This window comes from Phenylobacterium sp. (assembly GCF_965284355.1).
Classification (GTDB): Bacteria; Pseudomonadota; Alphaproteobacteria; order Caulobacterales; family Caulobacteraceae; genus Phenylobacterium.
The window spans coordinates 1,100,499-1,119,522 of sequence record NZ_OZ260078.1; the positions used below are offsets into that span (position 1 = coordinate 1,100,499).

General features: G+C 68.9%; 19 protein-coding genes. 6 read left to right on the forward strand and 13 right to left on the reverse strand.

From position 1 onward, the window contains the following. The first annotated feature begins 74 nt into the window (after window positions 1–74). The 4 genes from ACQ66R_RS05340 (at window position 75) to ACQ66R_RS05355 (ending at window position 1,765) form a co-directional block, all read left to right on the forward strand. Window positions 75–554 carry a DUF1579 domain-containing protein gene (locus tag ACQ66R_RS05340; RefSeq protein WP_430419893.1) on the forward strand — a complete coding sequence of 160 codons (480 nt, stop codon included), beginning with the start codon at window positions 75–77 and terminating at the stop codon, window positions 552–554. A 63-nt stretch (window positions 555–617) separates the two neighbouring features. Next, on the forward strand, window positions 618–851 hold the full coding sequence (locus ACQ66R_RS05345) for a BolA family protein (RefSeq protein ID WP_293363873.1): 234 nt from the start codon (window positions 618–620) through the stop codon (window positions 849–851). A gap of 69 nt (window positions 852–920) precedes the next feature. Next, entirely contained in the window at window positions 921–1,268 is a 348-nt protein-coding gene (gene grxD, locus ACQ66R_RS05350; protein ID WP_430419895.1) for a Grx4 family monothiol glutaredoxin, read from the forward strand. 77 nt (window positions 1,269–1,345) lie between these two features. Beyond that, window positions 1,346–1,765 (forward strand): acyl-CoA thioesterase, encoded by a 420-nt coding sequence (locus tag ACQ66R_RS05355; protein WP_430419897.1) that lies wholly within the window; start codon window positions 1,346–1,348, stop codon window positions 1,763–1,765. On the opposite strand, the gene ACQ66R_RS05360 is transcribed toward ACQ66R_RS05355, so the two are convergent. The 7 genes from ACQ66R_RS05360 to ACQ66R_RS05390 all read right to left on the reverse strand — a co-directional run bounded on the left by ACQ66R_RS05360 (window position 1,758) and on the right by ACQ66R_RS05390 (window position 9,136). Beyond that, window positions 1,758–3,278 carry a tetratricopeptide repeat protein gene (locus tag ACQ66R_RS05360; protein WP_430419899.1) on the reverse strand — a complete coding sequence of 507 codons (1,521 nt, stop codon included), beginning with the start codon at window positions 3,276–3,278 and terminating at the stop codon, window positions 1,758–1,760. The genes ACQ66R_RS05355 and ACQ66R_RS05360 overlap by 8 nt on opposite strands. Before the next feature lie 131 nt (window positions 3,279–3,409). After that, window positions 3,410–3,784, reverse strand: a complete 375-nt coding sequence (locus tag ACQ66R_RS05365) for a hypothetical protein (protein ID WP_430419901.1) — start codon at window positions 3,782–3,784, stop codon at window positions 3,410–3,412. 87 nt (window positions 3,785–3,871) lie between these two features. Next, complete coding sequence (rpsD, locus tag ACQ66R_RS05370) at window positions 3,872–4,489, reverse strand: 30S ribosomal protein S4 (protein ID WP_293363877.1); 618 nt, start codon at window positions 4,487–4,489, stop codon at window positions 3,872–3,874. A gap of 156 nt (window positions 4,490–4,645) precedes the next feature. Then, window positions 4,646–5,971 carry a DUF1254 domain-containing protein gene (locus ACQ66R_RS05375; RefSeq protein WP_430419903.1) on the reverse strand — a complete coding sequence of 442 codons (1,326 nt, stop codon included), beginning with the start codon at window positions 5,969–5,971 and terminating at the stop codon, window positions 4,646–4,648. Window positions 5,972–6,018: 47 nt separating this feature from the next. Continuing rightward, window positions 6,019–7,257 (reverse strand): DUF1254 domain-containing protein, encoded by a 1,239-nt coding sequence (locus ACQ66R_RS05380; protein WP_430419905.1) that lies wholly within the window; start codon window positions 7,255–7,257, stop codon window positions 6,019–6,021. Then, window positions 7,254–8,342, reverse strand: a complete 1,089-nt coding sequence (locus tag ACQ66R_RS05385; protein ID WP_430419907.1) for an NAD(P)H-dependent flavin oxidoreductase — start codon at window positions 8,340–8,342, stop codon at window positions 7,254–7,256. Before ACQ66R_RS05385 ends, ACQ66R_RS05380 begins: the two co-directional genes overlap by 4 nt. Then, window positions 8,339–9,136 carry an RNA methyltransferase gene (locus tag ACQ66R_RS05390; protein WP_430419908.1) on the reverse strand — a complete coding sequence of 266 codons (798 nt, stop codon included), beginning with the start codon at window positions 9,134–9,136 and terminating at the stop codon, window positions 8,339–8,341. The genes ACQ66R_RS05385 and ACQ66R_RS05390 overlap by 4 nt, the downstream gene beginning before the upstream one ends. A gap of 100 nt (window positions 9,137–9,236) precedes the next feature. On the opposite strand from ACQ66R_RS05390, the gene bla reads away from it, so the two are divergent. Both bla and ACQ66R_RS05400 read left to right on the forward strand, forming a co-directional pair. After that, complete coding sequence (gene bla, locus ACQ66R_RS05395; RefSeq protein WP_430419910.1) at window positions 9,237–10,193, forward strand: class A beta-lactamase; 957 nt, start codon at window positions 9,237–9,239, stop codon at window positions 10,191–10,193. Window positions 10,194–10,282: 89 nt separating this feature from the next. Next, the gene (locus tag ACQ66R_RS05400; protein ID WP_293363883.1) at window positions 10,283–11,497 is read left to right on the forward strand and encodes an NADP-dependent isocitrate dehydrogenase; all 1,215 of its coding nucleotides are present in this window, start codon (window positions 10,283–10,285) and stop codon (window positions 11,495–11,497) included. Window positions 11,498–11,590: 93 nt separating this feature from the next. Here ACQ66R_RS05400 and ACQ66R_RS05405 read toward each other — a convergent pair whose 3' ends face one another. The 6 genes from ACQ66R_RS05405 to ACQ66R_RS05430 form a co-directional block, all read right to left on the reverse strand. Beyond that, window positions 11,591–11,968: a VOC family protein gene (locus ACQ66R_RS05405; RefSeq protein WP_430419912.1), complete on the reverse strand. Its 378-nt coding sequence runs from the start codon at window positions 11,966–11,968 to the stop codon at window positions 11,591–11,593. Between the two features lie 27 nt (window positions 11,969–11,995). Further along, entirely contained in the window at window positions 11,996–12,661 is a 666-nt protein-coding gene (locus ACQ66R_RS05410) for a hypothetical protein (protein WP_430419914.1), read from the reverse strand. Beyond that, window positions 12,661–15,315 (reverse strand): alanine--tRNA ligase, encoded by a 2,655-nt coding sequence (gene alaS, locus ACQ66R_RS05415; protein WP_430419916.1) that lies wholly within the window; start codon window positions 15,313–15,315, stop codon window positions 12,661–12,663. Before alaS ends, ACQ66R_RS05410 begins: the two co-directional genes overlap by 1 nt. Window positions 15,316–15,447: 132 nt before the next feature. Next, window positions 15,448–16,359 (reverse strand): TSUP family transporter, encoded by a 912-nt coding sequence (locus tag ACQ66R_RS05420; protein WP_430419918.1) that lies wholly within the window; start codon window positions 16,357–16,359, stop codon window positions 15,448–15,450. 209 nt (window positions 16,360–16,568) lie between these two features. After that, window positions 16,569–17,648, reverse strand: a complete 1,080-nt coding sequence (recA, locus tag ACQ66R_RS05425; RefSeq protein WP_430419919.1) for a recombinase RecA — start codon at window positions 17,646–17,648, stop codon at window positions 16,569–16,571. A gap of 152 nt (window positions 17,649–17,800) precedes the next feature. Further along, window positions 17,801–18,925, reverse strand: coding sequence for a hypothetical protein (locus tag ACQ66R_RS05430; RefSeq protein ID WP_430419921.1), 1,125 nt, complete (start codon window positions 18,923–18,925; stop codon window positions 17,801–17,803). Between the last annotated feature and the right edge of the window lie 99 nt (window positions 18,926–19,024).

Below are 19,024 nucleotides of genomic sequence, written 5' to 3' on the forward strand. Positions count from 1 at the left end.
GGCGGTGTCACCCTGCTGACAGACGGCTGTCAGCAGGACCTGCCTAGGTTGCCCTCCGACACGAGGGACGAGCCATGGCCTATGACGCCCACGACGATGGACGCCGCGACTTCCACTTCCTGTATGGCCGCTGGGCCGTGCAGCACCGGCGCCTGACCGCGCGCGGGGTCGGCAGCGACGACTGGGACACCTTCGACGGCTCAAGCTTCACGCAAGGGCTGATGGATGGCCTTTGCAATGTCGAGGAGAACGACTTCCCGGACCGCGGCTTCCAGGGCGTCGCCTTCCGCAGCTTCGACGTCGCCCGCCAGGTCTGGTCGATCCACTGGGTGTCAAGCACCGACGGTCTGGTGCAGCCGCCGGTCCATGGCCGTTTCGAGCGTGGGGTCGGCCTGTTCTATGGCGAGGATCTGGACGGCGCTCGCCCTGTCCAGGTGCGTTATCGCTGGGACGTCATCGACGCCGGCCGCGCGCGCTGGACGCAATCGTTCTCGTATGACGACGGCCAGACCTGGGAAGACAACTGGATCATGAGTTTCACGCGCACCGCATGAGTTCAGCGTGTTCGGCTTCTCGCGCCTCTGGACGCCGAACGGACGGCACCTTAAGTCCGCCTCATGCCGATGTCCCAACCCGACCTCGAAGCCGCGCTGCGCGAAGGCTTCCCCGACGCGACCATCGAGGTGCACGACCTCGCCGGCGACGGCGACCACTACAAAGCCCGCATTGTGTCAGCCGCGTTTGCGGGGCTGAACCGCGTGCGCCAGCACCAGCTGGTCTATGCCGCGCTGAAGGGCAGAATGGGCGGCGAACTGCACGCGCTGGCCCTGGAGACCAGTGCGCCCGCGTGACCCGCTTGACCCAGGCAACCTGCGTCCCTAGCTCTTTGACGACGATATCCGCGCCGAAAGGGCGAACCTATGTCTGACGCCGCCACCGCCAATCCCGTGCATGAATGGATCGCCAAGTCGGTGGCCGAGCACGACGTGATCCTGTTCATGAAGGGCGTGCCGGAACAGCCCCAGTGCGGCTTCTCAGCCGTGACGGTCCAGATCCTCGACCACCTGGGCGTCGACTTCGTCGGCGTGAACGTGCTGCAGAACGACCAGCTGCGCGACGGCATCAAGACCTTCTCCGACTGGCCGACGATCCCCCAGCTCTACGTGAAGGGCGAGTTCGTCGGCGGCTGCGACATCGTCCGCGAGATGTTCCAGTCGGGCGAGTTGAAGACCATGCTGTCCGAGCAGGGCCTTCTCCCGGACGCGTAGACAGAAGTGGAAGCCGGTTCCGCCGTTCGACGCGTCCGACTTCTGACGAGTCCCGCCTCGCTGTCGGAGGCTGAGGCGTGACGAAACTGCTTGAGCCTCCGGAGGGCCGGCAGGTCTTCCGTCTCGAGTTCACGCCCACGCCCGCCGACATCGACGAGAACGGCCACGTCAACAACGTGGTCTATCTGCGCTGGTCGCAGGACATGGCCACCGCACACTGGCGCTCGCTGGCCCCGCCCGACGCTCAGGCGACCTGGGCCTGGATCGCGCTGCGCCATGAGGTCGATTACCGCCGCGCCCTGATGCCCGGTGAAACCGCCCAGGCCCGCACCTGGGTCGCCGAGACGGCCCAGGGCCCCCGCTACGACCGCTTCATCCGCATCGACGGCCCAGACGGCCAGATGTGCGCCCAGATCCATACCACCTGGGTGCTGATCGAACAGGCCACCGGCCGCCCCAGGCGGGTGCCCGAGTGGATCATCGAGATGTTCACGTAGCCGATTTGGCGGGCGGCTGACCCGACGGCGGCGCGGGTTCCTCCTCGTCCTCCGGCTCATCAAGGTCGAGGACGCCGATCCGACCGCTGTTCAGCATCTCCCGCGCCCGCGCCGCCGCGCGGCCGCCGTGCGGATTGTTGATGACCGGCGCCAGCATCAGGGCCGCTTCGTCGCGACGCCCCTTCCGGAGCAGCGCCATACCCGCCCGCCAGGAGAGCTCTTGCACCGCGGGCGCGAGGTAGCGCGCCTCCAGCAGCGCTTTCATGTCATTGCCGGTCGGGAAGGTCGGCTCGATCGAACGGGACAGGGCGTAGGCGTACAGCGGGCGGAAATCGGCATTGTTCACCCCGTACGCCTTGGCGAGGGGCGTGCGCGCCGCCTTGTAGCGCGCGTCGCGCTGTTTCGGATCACGCATGCCGGCCACCAGTTGGCCCGTGCCCGCGAGCAGCAGGTCCTCGAAATCGTTGGGATTTGCGTCAAGCCGCCGCTTCGTGATCGCCTCGCCCGCGGACACGTCGCCCATGACGAACTCGGCGCGCGCCAGAACCTGCTCGGCGAAGGCGTCGCCCGGGTGCCGCGCGGCCTTGCGGCGCACACCCGCCAGGAAGTCCGCGTCGAGATCACCGGTCGAGGTCAGGATGAGCCGCAGGTTGTCCAGAAGCAGGTCGTCAGCGCTCTTCGACAGTGTTGTGATCTTCATGGGCACGGGAGCGCCCGGGTTCTTGATCCCCAGGATCTGCAGTCGCTGATATTTTTTGAGCGCCTGGGTGAGCTCTTCCATGCTCTTGCCCGTCGCCGTCTCGAACGATTTCACCGGATCCTTGCCGGCGGCGATGGCCCGGATCGCCATATCGAGCTGCACCGCACGCGTCGGGTCGCTTCGCATGTAGTGCGTGAACAGCCACGCGAGCGAATAGTAGACATCCCGCTTCTGCTCGCGCGTCTCGAAGCTGGTCTTTGAGAGGAGGTCTTCCAGCGGAATCCATGTCTCGCCGAAGATTCCGTGGGCGCGTCCGACATTGTATCCGCCGATCTTGATCTCGTCCGGCTTGATCTCCGTCGTCATGAAGTACTCAGCCCAGCCCTCTACGAACCAGGCGGGATAAGCGGCGGGGAAGTTCTCCCACATGAAGTGGTGGGCGTACTCGTGGAACATGACGTCGTCCTCGCCCAGGCCGCCGTCCTTGAGCGCCATGGCGAAGACGCCTTCGCTCATGGCCGAATAGAAGCCAGCGACGCTCCTCGGCAGTCGCGGCCGCACCCGGCGCAGATCGTCTCGGGACGATACCATGAACACCTGCACCTTGGTGTCCGGCTTGCGCTCCAGGGTCGATGGATGGAACCGTCGTAGCACCGCGTCGTAGGTATTGAGCTTGGTGGCGTAGGCCGCCACCGCGCGCTCGCCACCTTGGCCATAGACGACGAACTTGTCGGTCTCGACCCGCACCCACGCGGCCTGCGCAGGCCAGGCCATCGCAATAAGGATCGCGCCGCCGATCAGCGCACGCGTCATCCAGGCCCCGATCGTCAACCCGCGCCCCCTTACCAAGACGACACAAGTCTAGATTCTACGCCCCATGGTTGTCGAGCGCGTCGCCCGGCCTCGGAGCAAGTACATCCGCGTGAAGGCCGTATCGCCGGGGCTCAGGTCCCCGGCCCCGTCCAGGCCGTCAATGGGTTAAGCAGGAAAACCTTCGCGCGCGGCTCCACGCCCAACTCGGCCCAGGTGAAGGTCAGGTCGGTCTTGCCCATGGCGAACGACTTGCACGGGTCGATCCGCTTGCGGCCAAACGCCAGGTTCACCGCCCCGCCCTTGCGCTCGACGTAGAAGGCGAAGTCGGCCTTGGCGGTGCAGCCGTTGGACGCGACGCTGATGATGATCGCGTCGCGGCCGGGGTGGGCGCGGTAAAGCGGCTCAAGCTCTGAGAGGCCAGAGTCCGGCGGGGCGACTACGCGCACACCGCCTGTGGCGCAGCCGGAAAGCGCCAGGGCCGCCAGCACGAAGATCCGTCGGTTCATCCCGCGACTTCGCCACATACGGCCCAAATGCAAAAGGCCCCGGAGTGATCCGGGGCCTTCGCAGTATCTGTTCGGTGTCGGCGCCGATTAGGACGCGTAGAACTCGACCACGAGGTTCGGTTCCATCTTCACCGGGTACGGAACTTCCGAGAGTTCCGGGGCGCGCACGAACGTGGCGGCCATGCCCTTGGCGTCGACGGTGATGTAGTCGGGCGTATCACGCTCCGACGAACCCAGCGCTTCCAGCACCAGGGCCATATTGCGCGAACGCTCGCGAACCGAAACCACGTCGCCCGGCTTCACGCGGTACGACGCGATGTTCACGCGCTTGCCGTTCACCAGCACGTGGCCGTGGTTGACGAACTGGCGGGCGGCGAACGGGGTCGGGACGAACTTGGAGCGGTAGACGACGGCGTCCAGACGCGACTCGAGCAGCGCGATCAGGTTTTCCGAGGTGTTGCCCTTGCGGCGCGCCGCTTCCGTGTAGATGCGGACGAACTGCTTCTCGGTGATGTTGCCGTAGTAGCCCTTCAGCTTTTGCTTGGCGCGCAGCTGCAGGCCGAAGTCCGAGACCTTGGACTTGCGGCGCTGGCCGTGCTGGCCGGGGCCGTAGGCGCGGGTGTTGATGGGAGACTTCGGGCGACCCCAGACGTTTTCGCCCATCCGGCGGTCGAGTTTGTACTTGGCGCTATGGCGCTTGGACATATTCCACTCTCTTGTCGACGCGGGCCGGCATCCCCTTGCTGGGAATGCGATTTCAACGGCGGCCTTGCATCAATCCGTCATAGATTTCCGACCACGCAGGCGAGCCCGGCGGTTGGAAGGCGCGGTGTATGACGGCCGGGCGGCCCGGAGTCAAGTTCAGGCGGCCGTGATCGGCGGCAGGCGGTAGCGGCCGTCCATGAGTTCCGGCCGCGGCAGGTAGGCGCGGAAGCTGACCGTGAACGGGCCCTGGGCTGGCGCAGGCAGCCAGTTGCCGGTGCGGTCGCCCCCCGGGTCGGTCCGGGCGATCCAGAGGTCGAGCGAGCCGTCGGCGTTCTTCTTCAGCGTGGGCGTGCGGTCGCCGATGGCGTAGCGGCGAATGGGGTTCTCGGTGAGGAAGAACTGCCCCTCAGGGGTGGCCTCGTACATGGTCAGCGACCAGAAGGCGTCGACCGGCGGCATCCGGTCGGCGGCGAAACGCATCACATAGGGCCCCGCGCCGGTGAACATGCGGCCCTGGTCGCCGACGGGATTCATGTACATGGCCTCCGCGCCCGGCAGCGCGGCCAGCCCGCCCAGGGCGACGGCGGCCCGCAGCGCGTAGTCCTGTCCATAGAAGCCCAGGTTCGAACGCGGGTAGTTCCAGCCCTGAACGGCGCCGCCGACGCGGATCGTGCGAAGCGACTGGCGGGCCTCTGCCACGCCGGCCTCGATCTCGGCGACCTGTGCGGCGCTGAACCGCTTGGGATCGAAGCCGCCGGCCCCGGTCAGGCCAAGCGCCGCCACACGCGCGAAGAAGGCCGCGTCCGTCCCCGGCGGCGGGTTTTCGCGCAGCAGGGCGGCGACCGAGGCGAAGTACTCCAGCGCGGGGGCGCCCCGACCGGCGTAGACCGCCGTTCCCGGCGTCACGGTCGGCCCCGTGATCGCCAGCTGGGCCTGCAGCGCGTGCACCGCCGGCAGGTCGGACTCGCCGTCCACCAGAATGCGCGACAGCAGCCAGCCGTGCGGGGTCGCCAGCCGCACCACATTAGGGCCCGAACCCGGCTGCCCCGGCCCCACGATCATGAACTTGCCGCCCGCCCCGCCGGTCGTCCGCGTGCCCAGGACGAAGTCGTTGTCCGTGAACATGTTCATGCCCGCCACCGAGATGTAGCGGTCGCCGGTGCGCGGCAGCGTGAGCGTGACTGGCCCCTTGGTCAGGTCGATCCAGGCGCTGGAATAGAGCGTATCGTTGTTGGGCGTCGTCACGCCCCGCGCGGTCGGATCCGCAAGGACCCGCGCGTGCCCGAAGCGGTTGACGCCCGCGGGAATGCCGACGGCGCGCCCGGCGACGGCGCGGGCCCGCGTGGACGCCATCTCGATCAGCGGCAGGCCGTAGAGCCAGGCGTCCCGCGCCGCCGACTTGAGGTCGCCGCCTTGCGCAAACGCCTTCGTGGGGACCGCCCCCACTACCGCCAGCGCCGCCAGCACGTCACGCCTGTTCAATGGAACGTCTCCCCTGGAAGTGGGCGGACCCTAGGGCCCCGCCCGCGTCAGACAACCTCCAGCGCAGGCATACGGTAATAGCCGTGGAGCAACTCGGGCTTGGGCAGGTAGGCGCGCATGAAGAGCGCGAACGGCGCTGCGGGCGCCGGCAGCCAGTTGCCCTCGCGCCCGGCGCCTGGGCTTTCATGGCCGATCCAGATGTCGAGCGAGCCGTCGGGGTTCGTCGTCAGACCCGGCGTCCGGTCGCCGATGGCGTAGCGGTTCAGCGGGTTGTCCCAGAAGAAGAACTGCCCGTCGTCGGTGGCCTCGTAGAGGCTGAGCGACCAGAATGAGTTCACCGGCAGGTGGCCGTCGGCCGGAAAGTGCAGCCGCCAGATCGTGGTCCCGTCGAACAGCTTGCCGGGCAGCGGCCCCTCGCCCTGCAGATACATCGCCTCGGCCGGCGGGAGGGCCGCGAGACCGCCCAGGGCGACCGTGCCGCGCAGCTCGTAGTCCTGGTCGAAGTCGCCCAGGCGCACGCTGGGATAGGACCAACCGCCGACGAAGTTGCCCGCCAGGCCGCCGCCGCCCCGGACAGCCCGGCGGCCTTCCGCAAAGCCCGCTTCGATCTCGGCCACCTCGGCCTTCGAGAATCGCCCCGCGTCAAAGCCCTCGGTCAGGCCCAGCGGCGCCATGCGGCGCAGTGCGGCGAGATCGGTCACCGGCGGCGGATTGAGGGCCATGAGCGCGGCGGCGCTCGCGAAGTACGCCGCCCAGCCCGCCGCGCGGTCGGCATAGGGCCCCGGCGGGTCGCCGCCCGGACCCTGCATCGAGATCCCGGCCTGGACCTCACGAGCGGCCTCCAGGTCATGCGGCCCCTCCACCAGGATCCGCGCCAGCGCCCAGACGTGGTCGGTGGGCGAACGCACGATGTTCCAGCCCTCCATGGCGTCGCGCGGGCCCACCAGCCGGAAGGTCCCGCCCGCCGGCCCCGTGGTTCGCGTACCCAGGACGGCGAAGTTGTTGGTGTAGGCGTCCATGAGCGCCAGCGAGAGATAGCGCTCGCCCGCCGCCGGCAATGTGATCGTGACCGGCCCGGCCGACAGGTCGATGTGCGCCGTCGAATACAGCGTGTCGGTGTTGGGCGTCGTGACCGCCCGATGCTTGGGCGTGGCCAGATTGCGCACATGGGTGAAGACGCCCATCCGCTGGCCCAGCCCCATGCCGCGCTGGCGCGTCGTCGCCACCTCGATCAGCGGCAGCGTGTAGATGTAGGCGTCCCGCGCCGCCGTCCTCAGATCGCTCACCTGGGCTCCTGTCCTCGCCGCGTCCGTGCGGCGACCGCCTCGGCGGCGTCTCCCGCTTCAGCCCACCACCGCCGGATCATGTCGGCCGCCCGGCCCGGCTGCACGAGAGCTGCTGCCTGGCCGGCCCAGAGCGAGAGCAGCTCGGGATCGTCGGCCTTGGCGGCGGCGGCGCGCAGCGGCTGGGTCAACCTGTTCTGGACAGGATAGGCGGGGACGTCGCCCTGCGCCCCATGCATCAGACGCATGAACCTGTTCTCCAGACCACGCGCATAGCGGCCCGAGAAGGCCCGTGTGAGGCGGGTGGGATCGTCAGGCGCCTGGGTCAGCGCGCGCCGCCATGGCGCGGGCGTCGTGGCCTCGTCCGCCAGCAGGAAGGCCGTGCCCATCTGGACGGCCGAAGCGCCCAGGGCGAGAGCGGCGGCGACGCCGCGCCCGTCCATGATCCCGCCCGCCGCGATCACCGGCAGCGGGACGGCCGCCCGGATCGTCGACACCAGCGCCAGCGTGCCGACCAGGCTGGCGTCCAGGTCGCCCAGGAAGTGGCCGCGGTGGCCGCCCGCCTCAAAGCCCTGGGCGCAGATCCCATCGGCCCCGGCCTGGGCCCAGGCGCGGGCCTCGGCGACGTTGGTGGCCGTGCCGATCACGAAGGTTCCAGCCGCTTGCAGCCGCGCGATCCGCTCGGGCGACACCAGCCCGAACGTGAACGAGGCGGCCGGAGGCGCAGCGGCGACCAGCGCTTCGAACTGGGCGTCGAAGTCGGGGGCGAACGCTTTCGGCGGCTCGGGCGGCGGCAGGCCCAGCTCGGCGTACCAGGGCGCGAGACGGGCGATGGCGGCGTCCACCTCGCCGGGCTGCGGGTCGGCCTTGGGGCCGGAAAACAGGTTCACGACGAACGGCCGATCCGTGCGCTCCCGGACAGCGGCGATCATCGGGACGATGTCGGCAGGCGGCAGCGCGGCGGCGGCCAGGGCGCCCAGCGCGCCGGCTTCGCTCACCGCCACGGCCAGGTCATCCAGCGATGCGCCCACCATCGGCGCTTGGACGATGGGAATCGCCAGGTCGTCCAGGAGGTCGGCGAGGCTCACCCCTCGCTCGCCTTCTTCTGGGCGATCTTCTCCAGCACCTTGCCGCGGCCGCGGGAGAGCGCCGTGATCACACCACGAAACGTGCGGACCTCCTGGTCGGTGAAGCGGGCCTTGGCCAGCGCCGAGCGCAGGTTCTGGATCATGTTCGGCGTCTTCTCGGGCGGGTGGAAGAAGCCGGCCGTGTCCAGTTCGCGCTCCAGATGCTCGTAGAGCCCCAGCATGGCCTCGCCCGTCGCAGGTCCCGGACCCTGCCGGAAGGCGGCCGGCGCCGCCGCCTCGACAGTGGTGCGCCACTCGTAGGCGTTGATCGCCACCGCCTGCCCCAGGTTCAGCGAGCGGAACTTGGGGTCGATCGGGATCGTCACCACGGCCTGGCACAGCGCGATATCGGACGTCTCCAGCCCCGCCCGCTCGCCACCGAACAGCAGGCCAACCCGCTCGCCGCGTCCGACGGCCTCGGACAGCTCGGCGGCCGCCGAGCGCGGCGTGAGGACCGGCAGGCTCAGCTCACGCGGTCGGGCCGTTGTCGCGAACACCGTCTGCAGGTCGGCGATGGCGGCGGCGACGCTGTCGTAGACGCGGGCGTCGTTGAGTGGCCATTCGGCCCCCGAGGCCAGCGCCCAGGCGCGTTCCTGAGGCCAGCCGTCCCGCGGATTGACCAGCCGAAGGTCGGCCAGCCCGAAGTTCGCCATCACGCGCGCCACCGCGCCGATGTTCTCGGCGAGCTGTGGCGCGTTGAGGATAATCACAGGCGCCCCGCCTGAAGTCGTAGATGGTGAGGACGGTTCGGACATGTCGCGCTTAAAGGAGCCTCGCTCGCCATTGGCAACCCTCAGTCGCCGTTCTCTGCTGGCCGTGGCGCCGGCGGGCCTCCTCGCAGCCTGCGAACCCCGCATGCCGCTCACCGCCTCCACCACGCCCAAACTGGACATCGAAGGCCTGCAGAAGGCCGTGGACGCGATCGCCGCGACGGCGCTGCCCGGCGTACTCGGCGTCGGGCTGATGAACCTGGAGAGCGGCCAGAGCTTTCTCACCAACCCTGACCGCCCCTTCCCGATGCAGAGCGTCTTCAAGCTGCCCCTGGCCGTGGCGGTGCTGGGCGAAGTCGATGCAGGCCACCTCGGCCTAACGACGCGCCTGACGATCCTGGAGGATCAGCTGTCGCCCCAGCATTCGCCGATCGCCACGGCCTGGCCCGGCCGGCGCGACTACACGGTCGAAGAGCTGCTCGAGGCCATCCTCATCGAGAGCGACAACACCGCCGCCGACGTTCTGATGAGCCACATCGGCGGACCCGGCGTGGTGACCGCCTGGCTGATCGGCAAGCGGGTCCCGGAAATCCGCGTGGATCGCTATGAGCGCGAGCTGCCCGCCGACATCTACGGCATGCCGTCTTTCCGCCCCGCCTGGCGCGACCCCGCGGCGTTCGCGGCCGCGCGCGACGCCGTGCCGCCGCAGGTCAGGATGACCGCCATGCGCCGCTACATGGCCGACCCGCGCGACACGTCCACCCCGCGCGGCATGCTGGAGTTCCTGCAGCGCCTCGACCGCGGCGAACTGCTGGGCGCCGACTCGACGCGCCGGCTGACCGCCCTCATGTCGCGCTGCACGCGTGGCGAAGGCCGCATCCGCGCCGGCCTCGGCCCTGGCGCTTTCCTCGCGCACCGGCCGGGGACATCTGGCGTCGACCAGGGCCTGTCCACCGCGCACAACGACGTGGGCGTCTTCACAATGGCCGACAAGCGCGCGTACGCCCTGGCGGTCTTCCTGTCCGGAGCCACCCTGGATGACACCGGTCGCGACCGCGTCATCGCCCAGGTGGCGAGCGCGGCGCTGCGCGCGGTGGGATAGTTCCCCAACTTCCCCTGGGGAGCCTTTGCGTCGGCCTTTCCGACGGCTATACGGCCTGAAACGCATTACGCCCGGAGCGCCTGCCCCTCATGGCCAAGATCAAAGTCGCCAACCCCGTCGTCGACCTCGACGGGGACGAGATGACCCGCATCATCTGGAAGTGGATCAAGGATAAGCTCATCCATCCCTTCCTCGATCTGGAGATCGAGTACTACGACCTTGGCATGGAAAACCGCGACGCCACCGACGATCAGGTGACGATCGACGCGGCCAACGCGATCAAGAAGCACGGCGTCGGCATCAAGTGCGCCACCATCACGCCGGACGAGGCCCGCGTGAAGGAATTCGGCCTCAAGAAGATGTGGAAGTCGCCGAACGGCACCATCCGCAACATCCTGGACGGCGTCGTCTTCCGCGAGCCGATCATCTGCAAGAACGTGCCGCGGCTGATCCCCGGCTGGACCAAGCCGATCATCATCGGCCGCCACGCCTTCGGCGACCAGTACCGCGCCACCGACTTCGTCGTGCCGGGCCCCGGCAAGCTGACGATCAAGTTCGAGGGCGAGGACGGCAAGGTCATCGAGCACGACGTCTACGACTTCAAGGGCGCTGGCGTCGCCATGGCGATGTACAACGTCGAGGCGTCGATCCGCGACTTCGCCAAGGCCTGCTTCAACTACGCCCTGGCGCGGAAGTACCCCCTGTACCTCTCGACCAAGAACACGATCCTCAAGGCCTACGACGGGCGCTTCAAGGACATCTTCGAAGAGATCTACCAGGCGGAATACATCGAGAAGTTCAAGGCCGCCGGTCTGGTCTACGAACACCGCCTGATCGACGACATGGTCGCCTCCTCGCTGAAGTGGAACGGCGATTTCATCTGGGCCTGCAAGAACTACGACGGCGACGTCCAGTCCGACCAGGTCGCCCAGGGCTTCGGCTCGCTGGGGCTGATGACGTCGGTGCTGATCACGCCGGACGGCAAGATCATGGAGGCCGAGGCCGCCCACGGCACCGTGACGCGCCACTATCGCCAGCACCAGAAGGGCGAAAGCACCTCGACCAACTCGATCGCCTCGATCTTCGCCTGGACGCAGGGCCTCAAGCACCGCGCCAAGCTGGACGGCAACGCCGAGCTCGAGCACTTCGCCAACACGCTGGAGAAGGTCTGCGTCTCGACCGTCGAGAGCGGCTCGATGACCAAGGACCTGGCGCTGCTGGTCGGCGACACCCAGGGCTGGCTCACCACCGAGGGCTTCCTCGACAAGGTGGCGTCCAACCTCGAGAAGGCGCTGGCGGCCTAGCGACAGCCGATCTGCCGCAAGACAACGGCGCCGCCCGCGGACATCGCGGGCGGCGCTTTTGATTCATCCCCGACCGTCGGTGGCGGCTGCCCTTTAGGCCGCGTACACGCAGTACTTGTTGCCCACAGCGTCGCGGAAGTAGGCGCCATAGAACGATGTGCCCTCGGGCGGACGGAATCCCGGTGCGCCCTCGTCTGTCCCGCCGGCGGCCAACGCCGCAGTGTGGGCCGCGCGGACCTGGTCCTGGGTGTCGGCCTTGAAGGCGATCATGATGCCGTTGCCGGCGCGCGCCGGCTGTCCGTCGTGCGGCTTGCAGACGCCGACACAGGGCGCGCCGCCCTTGGGGCCGTAGAATACCCAGCCGCTGTCGGGATCGCCCCGCTCGTAGCCGAATGCACCGAACACCTGATCGAAGAACGGCAGCGCCGCGTCCACGTCGTGGGCGCCGATGGTCACATATCCGATGGTCATGAAGCTCTCCCTGTTGAGCTCCGGAACCTAGATGTCGAGGTCGAACAAATCAAGAACATCACGAAGCAGCGCCGCCACCTCATCGGGGTGGGTCGCCATGGCCAAGTGGTGCAGGTCGGCGGCGCGCACGGGCCAGCCGCGCGACCGGGCCCAATCGGCCTGGACGGCATAGCGGCGGCTGAGCTGGAGGTAGGCGCTGGGCAAACGCTCCCACGCGTCCGACGTCGGAGCCGGGGCGTCCAGGAAGGCCACCGGCGGGCGCGGCAGGTCCGCGACAAAGGCAGCTCGGGGCGCCGGATCCGGCAGGAAGCGCGGCAGGGGATCCTGGTCGAACCAGAGATTCCACGGCGCCAGTCGGCCGTCCGTCGCGCGGGCTTCCAGGTGGTTCACGATGCCGGGATCCACGTCGCGCAGGCTGCGGCCGGGATGAGGGCGGACCGCGTCGACAAAGATCAGGCCCGCAGCCCCCGCGTCGGCCAGCGACGGAGCAAACGCCCCGGCGCCGCTATGGAGTACGGCGACCCAAGCGCCGTCGCCCATGGCCTCGGCCGTCCGGCGGGTGACGCCGTCGTACCAATCCGGACCCCGCACGCCGCCGTAGTCGACCGCTACAGCCCCGGGCAGTCGCTGGGCTGTCGGCCGCCACGCCGCAGCCCCGGTGAAGGGGCTGGGCACGAGGGCCAGCCAGGGCACTAGCCGCCCAGCGCCGCCTTCACGGCCGCGAGGCCCTCCTCGGCCTTGGAAGCGTCGGGCGCGCCGCCCTGGGCGAAGTCGGGGCGGCCACCGGCTCCCTGCCCGCCCATCGCGAGCACCGCCGCCTTCGCAAGGTCGGCGGCGTTGAACTTGCCCTGGGCCGAGCCGGTTACGGCCACCGTCGCCGCCGCCTTGCCGTCGGCGGTGCCGATCAGCGCGATGACGCCATCCGGAAGCTGCTTCTTGAACTCCTCGGCGATGGGCCGCAGGTCCTTGCCGCCGACGCCGTCCATGATGCGCGCCAGCACCTTGACGCCGCCGATCTCCTCCGGACCGGCCGCAGCCGCGCCGCCGCCGCCGCCGCCCCCCATGGCGAGCTGTCGCTTGGCGTCGGCCAGTTCCTTCTCGAGCTTGCGGGCCTGGAGCTGCAGGCCTTCGACCCGCGCCAGCACCTCGGACACAGGCGTCTTGAACTGCTCGGCCAGCGACTTCGATACCGCCGCCTGCTCCAGCAGGTATCGGCGCGCGCTTTCCCCGGTCAGCGCCTCGATCCGGCGCACGCCGGCGGCGACGCCCTGTTCTGAGACGATCTTGAAGAGCGCGATATCACCCGTGCGCGCCACGTGCGTGCCGCCGCAGAGTTCGACCGAGTAGGCCGCGTCGCCGGTCAGCGCCTTGCCCAGCGTGAGCACGCGGACGCTGTCACCGTACTTCTCGCCGAACAGGGCCATGGCCCCGGCCTCGATCGCCTCAGCCGCCCCCATCACCTTCGTCTCGGCGGAAAGGTTCTGGCGGACCACCGCATTCACTTCCGCTTCGATGCGGTCGATCTCGTCGGGCGACAGCGGCGCCCCGTGGCTGAAGTCGAAGCGGATGCGCTCGCCATCGACCATCTGGCCCTTCTGGGTCACGTGGCGGCCCAACACGTTGCGCAGCGCCGCATGCAGCAGGTGGGTGGCCGAGTGGTTCGACCGCGTGGTGGCGCGGTTCAGGGCGTCAACCGAAAGCTCGACCCGGGCGCCGGGGCTCAGCGCGCCCTCCAGGATCTCCAGGTCGTGGACATGCAGGTCGCCAGCCAGCTTCTGGACGTCGGTCACGCGCGCGCGACCGCCGTCCCAGGAGATCTCGCCCTTGTCGCCCGCCTGGCCGCCGCTTTCGGCGTAGAACGGTGTGCGGTCGAACAACGCCTGGACCTTGGCGCCAGTCGTGGCCCCGTCGACCTCGCGGCCGTCCTCGACCAGGGTCAGCAACTCGCCCGTGCCCTCGGTCTCGTCATAGCCGGTGAACACCGTCGGACCCAGCCGCTCGCGGATCGAGAACCACTCGGCGGCGGCGGCTACCTGGCCCGAGCCCTTCCACGCGCCCCGCGCCATCTCGCGCTGGCGGGCCATGGCCGCATCATACTCGTCGAGGTTCACCGTCAGGCCCTTGGCCCGGACCGCGTCCTGGGTGAGGTCGAGCGGGAAGCCGTAGGTGTCATAGAGCTTGAACGCGGTTTCGCCCGACAGCACGTCGCCGTCGTTCAGGCCCGTCGTCGCCTCGTCCAGCAGCGCCAGGCCACGGCCCAGCGTCACGCGGAAGCGTTCCTCTTCCTGGCGCAGGGTGTCGACGATGGCGTCCTGGGCGCGCTTCAGCTCGGGATAGGCGTCGCCCATCTCGGTCACCAGCGTGGGCGCCAGGCGGTGCATCAGCGGCTCTTCCGCGCCCAGCAGGTGGGCGTGGCGCATGGCGCGGCGCATGATCCGGCGCAGTACGTAACCGCGGCCCTCATTGGTGGGCATCACGCCATCGGCGATCAGGAAGCTGGACGAACGCAGATGGTCGGCGATCACCCGATGCGAGGGGCCGTTCGAGGCGCCGCCCGCGCCGCCCACCAGCTCGCGGCTGGCCTGGATGATCGTGCGGAACAGGTCGACGTCGTAGTTGTCGTGCACGCCCTGAAGGACGGCCGCGATACGCTCCAGGCCCATGCCGGTGTCGATCGACGGCTTCGGCAGGCTCTCGCGACGACCGTCGGCGAACTGCTCGAACTGCATGAAGACGAGGTTCCAGATCTCGACGAACCGGTCGCCGTCCTCATCAGGGCTGCCGGGAGGGCCGCCAGGGATGTGGTCGCCGTGATCGTAGAAGATCTCGGAGCACGGGCCGCAGGGGCCGGTGTCGCCCATCGACCAGAAATTGTCGCTGGTCGGAATGCGGATGATCTTGTGGTCGGGCAGGCCCGCGATCTTCTTCCAGAGATCGAAGGCCTCGTCATCGGTGTGGTAGACCGTGACCGTCAGCTTCTCGGCCGGGAGCTTGAACTCCTTCGTCAGCAGGTCCCACGCGTGGACGATCGCGCGCTCTTTGAAGTAATCGCCAAACGAGAAATTGCCCAGCATCTCGAAGAAGGTGTGGTGGCGCGCGGTGTAGCCGACGTTGTCCAGGTCGTTGTGCTTGCCGCCGGCGCGGACCGACTTCTGCGAGGACGCGGCGCGCGGCCACGGCGGGGTCTCGGCGCCCGTGAAGTAGTTCTTGAACGGCACCATCCCGGCGTTGACGAACAGCAGCGTCGGATCGTTCTGCGGGACCAGCGGGGCCGAAGCGACCACGGCGTGATCGTTCCTCTGGAAGAAGTCCAGGAAGTGGGTCCGGATCTCGTTCAGGCTCGCCATCGGTCGCTACGTTTCATCAAGGTCGTGGAAAGGGTTCCCACGTGGGGACCCGCGACCCTTTACGAAACCTCTGGCGCAACCGCCAAGGAGAAAGGCTGAGGTCGCCGTTTGGGTCGCAGGCCGCGGCGAGGTTCAGGGCGCCGTGGCGGGACGGCGTGCGGACCACAGCATGCTGAACGCCGCGTAGGTCACAACGACCACCACGAGGACCCGCAGCGAGTCCAGCGGCAGCGACTTGACGATGTAGGCGGCGACCAGGACCGCCGGGATGCCGCCCAAGGTCAGGCCGAGCGCGGCGCGCGGGCTGTAGCGGCCGCTGGCCACGAACCGGGATCCGCCGACGGGCATCAGGAAGGCGCATGAGCCCATCATGATGGGAAACGCCACCAATGGGCTCATGCCCAGCAGCGCGACCAGGATCAGGCACGGCGCATAGAGGCCGATGCCCAGCATCATCAGCGCGCCGAGAATGAAGTTGGCCCCCAGCGCGAGCGCCAGCTTCGCGCCGGTCAGGCCCTTGGCGTCGCCGCCCACGGGCATGACGCCCAACACGGCGGCGAGAAACAGGCCGGCCGCCACCAGTAGGGCGATGCCCATCGCCAGCTGGATGGTCCGGGCCGGCGCGCGGGCGACGAACGCGCCGCTCAGCCAGGCGCCGGCGACCGCAGCGGCGATCATGCCGACGAGCGTGACGGGATCGACCTCGACAACGGCGATGAAGATGAGCGCCTGGGCGATGGTCGGCAGGGCATGGCCGGCGTTGAGGGTGCCGGGGATCTGTTCGTCGGGCACGCGGCGGAACAGCTTGAAGGCTGCGGTGGTCGTGGCGAAGGCGCCAATGCCCAAGGTGTCGAAGAAGTTCGCGACAGCGCCGATGGCAAGATCGAGAAAGCCGGGCCGGTGCGGCGCGCCATCGGCCGCCCGTGAGCGCTCCACCTGCCACCACCAGGCGGCGAATCCCAAGGCCAGCGCTAGCAGGGCCGCCAGGATGAACGGCGTGACCGGCGGCCCCTCGAACAAGCCGGGGTTCGGTTCCGATGGCATCACGGTCCCCCCAGGTCGAACGCAGGCCGGTGATGACCTTAGCGCCCCTCGCCGCGCCCGATAGCGGTTTCCGGTCCCAGGGGATGCGTTGGGTGTTCAGGCCGCGAGAGCGGGCGCCGAAGGACCGTGACGGGTCAGATGCGTCGCAAACAAAGACGCCCGGGAGGCCCCGGGCGTCGATGTCTTGCCGCAGTGGGTGAGGCCTGCGCCTACAGAGAGCCGTCCTCGGCGTCCGCGTCCTCGGCGGGACCGACGAGCAGCTGCTCCTCGACCACGTCCTTGGCGCCACGGACCTGCTTCTCGATCTGGTTGGCCATGTCGGGGTTCTGCTTGAGGAACTCCCGCACGTTGTCGCGGCCCTGGCCGATTCGCTGGCTGTTCCAAGAGAACCACGAGCCCGACTTCTCAATGACCCCGGCCTTCACGCCCAGGTCGATGATCTCGCCCAGCTTGGAGATGCCCTCGCCGTACATGATGTCGAACTCCACCTCGCGGAACGGCGGGGCCACCTTGTTCTTCACCACCTTCACGCGGACATTGTTGCCGACGATCTCGTCGCGCTGCTTCACCGAGCCGGTGCGGCGGATGTCGAGGCGGACCGAGGCATAGAACTTCAGCGCGTTGCCGCCCGTGGTCGTCTCGGGCGAGCCATACATCACGCCGATCTTCATGCGGATCTGGTTGATGAAGATCACCAGGGTCTTCGCCTTGGAGATCGAGGCGGTCAGCTTGCGCAGCGCCTGGCTCATCAGGCGGGCCTGCAGGCCGGGCAGGCTGTCGCCCATCTCGCCTTCGATTTCGGCGCGCGGCGTGAGCGCCGCCACCGAGTCGATCACGATCACATCGACGGCGTTGGAACGCACCAGGGTGTCAGTGATTTCCAGGGCCTGCTCGCCCGTGTCGGGCTGGGCGACCAGCAGATCGTCGAGATTGACGCCCAGCTTGTGGGCGTAGCCCGGATCCAGCGCATGCTCGGCGTCTACGAAAGCCGCGGTGCCGCCGGCCTTCTGGACCTCGGCGACCACATGCAGGGCGAGCGTCGTCTTGCCCGAGCTTTCCGGCCCATACACCTCGACGATGCGTCCCTTGGGCAGGCCGCCGATGCCCAGCGCCAGGTCGAGGCCGAGCGAGCCGGTGGAGTACGACTCCATCTCGACTTTGCCCTTTTCGCCAAGGCGCATGACCGAGCCCTTGCCGAACGCCCGATCGATCTGCGTCAGCGCCGCCTCGAGCGCCCGCGACTTTTCCGAATCTTCCTTACCCACGAGCCTCAACGCTGATTGCGACATGCTTTAGCGCCCTTCTATCCCACGATTCCGCCAACCGGATGGGCCAACCGCAGGCCCCGCTCGGGATGACCCAAGACGTACTCGCTTTGCCGGATGTTCGCAAGACGTTCCCAGAACATCATGCGTCCGATTTTGACGTAGGTTAGGCCGCCCTAGTCACGAGCGTGGCTGGCGATGAAGTCGCGTAGGTCGCGGTAGGCGTGGGCCTCCATGGCGCGCAGGGCGTCGATCTTGGCGTCGAGGCCGCCGCCGTCGAACTGCGCGCGCGCCTGCACCGCGGCGGCGTTGTACCCGGCGAACCGCACCAGTTCCGCCGAGGGGTACAAAGCGTCGTTGAGGGCCCGCAGGCCCAAAACGACGCCGACGGCTGCGAGAGCCACAGCCGCCGCCGCGCGGGTTACAAGCGTTTCGGGTCCGTGGCCGAGCAAAAGCGCCAGGCCGGCGCCCCCGCCCGCAACGGCCGCGACCACCATCGCGACCTTGGCCAACGCGGCGTTCGCCTCGGCGCGTCGGCGCGGCGCGCCCATCGATTCGCCCAGCTTGCGGCGGCTGTAGGCGATCTGGACGTCGAACCGCTGGGCCCGCAGGCGCTCCAGCAGCCGATCAAGATCGGGGCCTGGCGTGGGCGGCGGGGGCGGCTCGCGCCATTCGGGCAGGATCCAGACCTCGTCGTCGGAGACGTCACGGGCCAGGGCCCGGACCCGGTCGGCCATGTCGCGGGCGGGCGGCAGCGCTTCCAACGCCCGGGCGCGCGTGGCTTTCCAGCCGGCCAGCGCGGTGTTGTCGGTCATCGCCGCAACCGCCTGATCGAGATTGTTGATCAGCACCTGGAAGTAGAGGCCGCGCGCGCGCTCGGTCCAGTAGCGGCTGCCCAGCCAGAGCTCGGTCGAGCGCGTGACCAGTCTGCGCGCCGCGAACAGCGCGCCCGCGACGGCGGCGAGTGTCAGCGCGACCGCGCCCACCACGACGGCGGCTCCCTGCGGCACGAGCAGCGCCACGGCGGCGACGGCCAGGGCCAACACGCCGCAACCCCCCGCCATCAGGCCCAGCTGACGACCGCGCCGGACGTGCTGGTTGGCCGGGCCCTCGTGCTGCTTGAACAACGCCCGCAGCTCGGGCCAGTCGAGAACCCGCAGCAGCTGCGGCTGAACGGCGCCCAGCGCCTGGCGGGCGTCCTTGTCCAGCAGGATGTCGTCGTTGTGCCAGCCGGCCAACGGATCGGCGAAGGCGGCCAGTCTGGAGTCGCCCCCGTCTCTCGGCGCTGAAGCGTCGGCCATGAGCATGTCTCGTGAATCCCCTGCCCGCCAGAACTCCCGACCCACAGCCCGCGGTCAAGGCCCGGCATGCCGATGCCCGGCCCTCACCTTACGTCGGCT

Coding starts and splice junctions, on each gene's coding strand:
- ACQ66R_RS05340 (WP_430419893.1), top strand. CDS start 75: ATGGCCTATGACGCCCACGACGATGGACGCCGCGACTTCCACTTCCTG.
- ACQ66R_RS05345 (WP_293363873.1), top strand. CDS start 618: ATGCCGATGTCCCAACCCGACCTCGAAGCCGCGCTGCGCGAAGGCTTC.
- grxD (WP_430419895.1), top strand. CDS start 921: ATGTCTGACGCCGCCACCGCCAATCCCGTGCATGAATGGATCGCCAAG.
- ACQ66R_RS05360 (WP_430419899.1), bottom strand. CDS start 3,278: ATGACGCGTGCGCTGATCGGCGGCGCGATCCTTATTGCGATGGCCTGG.
- ACQ66R_RS05365 (WP_430419901.1), bottom strand. CDS start 3,784: ATGAACCGACGGATCTTCGTGCTGGCGGCCCTGGCGCTTTCCGGCTGC.
- rpsD (WP_293363877.1), bottom strand. CDS start 4,489: ATGTCCAAGCGCCATAGCGCCAAGTACAAACTCGACCGCCGGATGGGC.
- ACQ66R_RS05390 (WP_430419908.1), bottom strand. CDS start 9,136: ATGTCCGAACCGTCCTCACCATCTACGACTTCAGGCGGGGCGCCTGTG.
- bla (WP_430419910.1), top strand. CDS start 9,237: ATGCCGCTCACCGCCTCCACCACGCCCAAACTGGACATCGAAGGCCTG.
- ACQ66R_RS05400 (WP_293363883.1), top strand. CDS start 10,283: ATGGCCAAGATCAAAGTCGCCAACCCCGTCGTCGACCTCGACGGGGAC.
- ACQ66R_RS05405 (WP_430419912.1), bottom strand. CDS start 11,968: ATGACCATCGGATATGTGACCATCGGCGCCCACGACGTGGACGCGGCG.
- alaS (WP_430419916.1), bottom strand. CDS start 15,315: ATGGCGAGCCTGAACGAGATCCGGACCCACTTCCTGGACTTCTTCCAG.
- ACQ66R_RS05420 (WP_430419918.1), bottom strand. CDS start 16,359: ATGCCATCGGAACCGAACCCCGGCTTGTTCGAGGGGCCGCCGGTCACG.
- recA (WP_430419919.1), bottom strand. CDS start 17,648: ATGTCGCAATCAGCGTTGAGGCTCGTGGGTAAGGAAGATTCGGAAAAG.
- ACQ66R_RS05430 (WP_430419921.1), bottom strand. CDS start 18,925: ATGGCCGACGCTTCAGCGCCGAGAGACGGGGGCGACTCCAGACTGGCC.